Source organism: Streptomyces sp. NPDC019937, assembly GCF_040631655.1.
Lineage (GTDB): Bacteria > Actinomycetota > Actinomycetes > Streptomycetales > Streptomycetaceae > Streptomyces.
In genome coordinates this window covers 1-5303 of the sequence record NZ_JBEYAL010000101.1, presented here as the reverse complement: position 1 = coordinate 5303, position 5303 = coordinate 1, and the positions used below count along the sequence as shown (strand labels likewise).

Below are 5303 nucleotides of genomic sequence, written 5' to 3'. Positions count from 1 at the left end.
GAAGCCGTCGAAGGTCTTGTCGCACAGGGGATGGGTGCGTTCGTCGAGTGCAGCCCGCACCCCGTCCTCGTCCCCGGTATCGAGCAGACCCTCGATGCTCTCGACCAGGATGCCGTCGTGCTGGGCTCGCTACGGCGTGACGAAGGCACCCTGGGCCGGTTCCTCACATCCCTCGCGGAAGCCTTCGTCCAGGGTGCCTCCGTTGACTGGTCCCGCGCCTTCGAAGGCGCGAACCCTCGCACCGTCGACCTCCCCACCTACCCCTTCCAACGACAGCACTACTGGCCCAAGCCCGCACCGGCCCCCGGCGCGAACCTGGGCGACGTGGCGTCCGTGGGCCTCACCGCGGCCGGCCACCCCCTTCTGGGCGCGGTCGTGGAGATGCCCGACTCCGACGGGTTGGTGCTCACCGGGCAGATCTCCCTGCGGACCCATCCCTGGCTCGCCGACCACGAGGTGCTCGGATCGGTGCTCCTGCCGGGAACCGCGTTCGTCGAGCTGGCCGTCCAGGCCGCCGACCGCGCCGGTTGCGACGTACTGGACGAGCTGACGCTCGAGGCGCCCCTCGTGCTCCCCGACAGGGGCGGCCTCCAGGTGCGTCTGGCCCTCGGGCCGTCCGAGGCAGACGGACGCCGGTCCCTCCAGCTGCACAGCAGGCCGGAGGAGGCTGCCGGGGACCACCGCTGGACGAGGCACGCGAGTGGATTCGTCGTTCCCGGCGGTACCGGGATGGCGCGGTCCACCGAGCCGGCTGGCGTGTGGCCGCCCGCGGATGCCGAGCCGGTCGCTCTCGCATCGGACCGGTACGCCCGGCTCGTCGAGCGCGGCTACACCTACGGCCCCTCCTTCCAGGGGCTGCACACCGCATGGCGCCACGGGGACGACGTGTACGCGGAAGTGGCGCTGCCCGACGGAACACCGGCCGACGGCTACGCCCTGCATCCGGCCCTGCTGGACGCGGCGGTCCAGGCCGTCGGACTCGGCTCGTTCGTCGAGGATCCCGGCCAGGTGTACCTGCCGTTCCTCTGGAGCGACGTGACGCTGCACGCGACCGGGGCCACGTCCCTGCGGGTGAGGGTTTCACCGGCGGGTCCCGACACCGTCGCGCTGGCTCTCGCCGACCCGGCCGGGGCGCCGGTGGCCACGGTGGGCGCCCTCCGTCTGCGTACGACGTCCGCGGCGCAGCTCGCCCGTGCGCGCGGGAGCGCGGAGCACGCGATGTTCCGCGTGGATTGGGTGCAGGAGGACTCGGCCGCAGACCGGCGCCGGGGCGGCGCGGGCGGGACGACGTACGAGGAGAAACGCGCCGCCGAGGCCGGGGCCGCCGCCGGTACCTGGGCCGTACTCGGCCCCTGGGTGCCGGCCGCCATCCGGACGATGGGCGTGGATGTCGTCACCGCCCTCGACACGCCGGGCCACCCCGCGGACCGGCAGAGCCTCGCGGACCTGGCGGCGCTCGGGGACACCGTTCCCGACGTGCTGGTCGTGACCAGCCTCCTGAGCCCCGCCTCCGGAGCGGATTCCTCCCGGGGGAGCCGGCCCCGGCCGTCCGCCGCCGAGCCGGACCCTGCCACCACGGTCGCCGGCGTCCACAGCGCACTCCACGCGGCCCTGGACCTGGTGCAGGCATGGCTGGCCGACGAACGCCACGCCGCCTCCCGGCTGGTGCTCGTCACCCGGCACGCGATGACCGTCGCCGAGACCGACCCCGAGCCTGACCTGCTCCTCGCCCCGGTGTGGGGACTCGTGCGATCCGCCCAGGCCGAGAACCCCGGCCGCTTCGTGCTCGTCGACATCGACGGCGACGAGGCATCCTGGGATGCTCTGCCCCGAGCCGTCGCCTCGGCCGAACCGGAGGTGGCGATACGGGCCGGCGCCGTGTACGTACCGCGGCTGGCCCGCGCCACGGACGAGGGACTGCTTGTGGTCGACGCGGCTGCGGGGCCCTGGCGGCTGGACGTCACGGAAGCGGGCACCCTGGGGAACCTCGCCCTGGTGCCGTGCCCGGACGCCTCCCGCCCGCTGGGCCCCGACGAGGTACGGATCGCCGTCCGTGCCGCCGGGGTCAACTTCCGGGACGTCCTCCTGGCCCTGGGCATGTACCCGGACACGGGGCTCATGGGTGCGGAGGCGGCGGGCGTCGTCACCGAGGTCGGCGGGGGCGTCACGACGCTCGCGCCCGGTGACCGGGTGATGGGCCTGGTGACCGGTGGATTCGGGCCGGTGGCCGTGACGCACCACCGGATGCTCGTACGGATGCCGCACGGCTGGTCCTTCGCCGAGGCCGCGTCGGTGCCGGTGGCGTTCCTGACCGCGTACTACGCACTGCACGACCTGGCAGGCCTGCGCGGCGGCGAGTCGGTGCTGGTGCACTCCGCTGCGGGCGGCGTCGGCATGGCGGCCGTGCAGTTGGCGCGGCACTGGGATGCCGAGGTGTTCGGCACCGCGAGCAAGGGCAAGTGGGACGTTCTCGCGGCGCAGGGCCTCGACGAGGAGCACATCGGCTCGTCCAGGACGACCGAGTTCGAGCAGCGCTTCCGCGCGACCAGTGGTGGGCGCGGGATCGATGTCGTCCTGAACGCCCTCTCGGGTGACTTCGTCGACGCCTCGGCGCGTCTCCTGCGCGAGGGCGGCCGGTTCGTCGAGATGGGCAAGACCGACATCCGTACCGACCTCGGCGTCGTCGGGGCGGACGGCGTCCCGAGTATCCGGTACGTCGCCTTCGACCTCGCCGAGGCGGGTGCCGAGCGGATCGGGCAGATGCTCGACGAGATCATGGCGCTCTTCGACGCCGGTGTCCTGCGGTTGCCGCCGTTGCGCGCCTGGCCGGTGCGGCGCGCCCACGAGGCACTGAGGTTCGTCAGCCAGGCACGTCATGTGGGCAAGGTCGTCCTCACCGTCCCGGCCGCGCTCGACGCCGAGGGAACCGTGCTGATCACCGGGGTGGGCACGCTGGGAGCCCTGGTGGCCCGCCACCTCGTCGCCGAGCACGACGTCCGCCGGCTGCTGCTGGTCAGCCGCAGCGGTGTCGCCCCCGCCCTGGCGGCCGAACTCGGTGCGCTGGGTGCCGAGGTCACGGTGGCGGCCTGCGACGTCGCCAACCGGAAGGCGCTCAAGGCCCTCCTGGAGGACATGCCGTCCGAGCATCCGGTCACGGGCATCGTTCACACGGCCGGCGTGCTCGACGACGGCGTGGTGTCCGCGCTCACCCCTGAACGGGTGGACGCCGTCCTCAAACCCAAGGTGGACGCGGCCCTGACCCTGGAGTCACTGATCGGCGAACTGGACCTCGACCCGGCCCTGTTCGTGATCTTCTCATCGGCAGCGAGCATGCTGGGCGGGCCCGGCCAGGGCAGTTACGCCGCGGCCAATCAGTTCCTGGACACCCTCGCCCGACACCGGGCGCGCCGCGGGCTCACCTCCGTGTCACTCGGCTGGGGGCTGTGGCACGAGGCCAGCGGTCTCACCGGCGGCCTGGCCGACATCGACCGTGACCGGATGAGCCGGGCGGGGATCGCGCCCATGCCGACCGACGAGGCCCTGCACCTGTTCGACAGGGCAACGGAACTCGGCGAGCCGGTTCTCCTGCCGATGCGCGTGAACGACGCCGCGCTGGAGAACCGGGCCGCGGACGGAACACTGCCGCCGCTGCTGAGTGGCCTGGTCCGGGTGCGGCACAGGCCGCCGGCGCGGGCAGGTGCCGCGACCGCCGCCCCTGCCACCGGCCCCGAGGCGTTCGCCCGGGAGCTGGCGGCGGCACCGGACCCACGTCGTGCCCTGCGCGACCTCGTCCGCGGCCACGTCGCCCTGGTGCTCGGACACAGTGGCGCCGAGGCCATCGACGCCGAACAGACCTTCCGGGACATCGGTTTCGACTCCCTGACCGCTGTCGAACTCAGGAACCGGCTGAACGCCGAGACCGGCCTCCGCCTGCCCGGCACGCTCGTGTTCGACTACCCCAACCCGAGCGCGCTCGCCGATCACCTGCTCGAACTCCTCGCTCCCGCGACACAACCCGCCGCAGCCCGGCTGCTCGCAGAACTGGAACGGCTGGAGCAACTCCTGTCGGCGGCCGTGTCACCCGGCGGACTGGCATCCGCGGCGGACGAGGAGACGCGCAGGCTCATCGCCACGCGGCTGGCCGCCCACGCCTCGCAGTGGACACACCTCTCGGTCGGTCCGCCGGGCAACGCGGACAACCGCAGCGGCACCGGCGAGTCCGGGCAGGCCCAGGAACCCGGAGCAACCGGGGAGCACACGGCGGCGTGGACGTCGGACGACGATCTCTTCGCCTTCCTCGACAAGCGGTTGGAGATGTGATGGCTGCCGGCCGAGTCAGCGAGTCCTTTCGTCCTTCTGCTGGGGAAAACGACGCACCGGGAGGTTTCGGTGGCTGAGGCGGAGAAGCTGCGCGAATACCTGTGGCGCGCCACGACCGAACTCAAGGAGGTCAGCGATCGACTCCGCGAGACCGAGGAACGGGCCCGAGAGCCGATCGCCATCGTGGGAATGAGCTGCCGGTTCCCCGGCGGCGTCGACGCCACCGTCAACACGCCCGAACAGTTCTGGGACCTGCTGAACAGCGGCGGTGACGGCATCGCGGGTCTACCCGAGGACCGCGGGTGGGACTTGGGGCGCCTGTACGATCCGGATCCGGACCGGGCCGGTACGTCGTACATGCGTGAGGGCGGTTTCCTGCACGAGGCGGGGGAGTTCGACGCCGCCTTCTTCGGTATCTCGCCGCGTGAAGCGTTGGCGATGGACCCGCAGCAGCGGCTGCTGCTGGAGACGTCCTGGGAGGCCCTCGAACGGGCCGGCATCAAGCGCGCCGCTCTGAGGGGCAGCGACACCGGCGTGTACATCGGCGCGTGGAGCACCGGCTACGCCGGCAGCCCCTACCGCATGGTCGAAGGCTTGGAAGGCCAGCTCGCCATCGGCACCACATTGGGGGCCGCTTCGGGGCGTGTTGCTTACACGTTCGGTCTTGAGGGGCCTGCGGTGACGGTGGATACGGCGTGTTCGTCGTCGTTGGTGGCGTTGCATCTGGCGGTGCAGGCGTTGCGGCGGGGTGAGTGCTCGCTTGCGTTGGTGGGTGGGGTGACGGTGATGTCGTCGCCGGTGACGTTGACGACGTTCAGTCGGCAGCGGGGTTTGTCGGTGGATGGCCGGTGCAAGGCGTTCGCGGCTTCGGCGGATGGTTTTGGTGCTGCCGAGGGTGTGGGTGTGTTGTTGGTGGAGCGGTTGTCGGATGCGCGGCGGTTGGGTCATCGGGTGTTGGCGGTGGTGCGGGGGAGTGCGGTCAA

Annotated in this window: 2 protein-coding genes; both read left to right on the top strand. The window is 72.1% G+C overall.

Translation table 11 applies throughout. From position 1 onward, the window contains the following. Nucleotides 1–30 precede the first annotated feature (30 nt). Nucleotides 31–4320, top strand: coding sequence for an SDR family NAD(P)-dependent oxidoreductase (locus ABZ562_RS40985; RefSeq protein WP_361490526.1), 4290 nt, complete (start codon nucleotides 31–33; stop codon nucleotides 4318–4320). 69 nt (nucleotides 4321–4389) lie between these two features. After that, a partial coding sequence (locus tag ABZ562_RS40980) for a polyketide synthase (protein WP_361490524.1) occupies nucleotides 4390–5303 on the top strand: 914 nt, incomplete at its 3' end.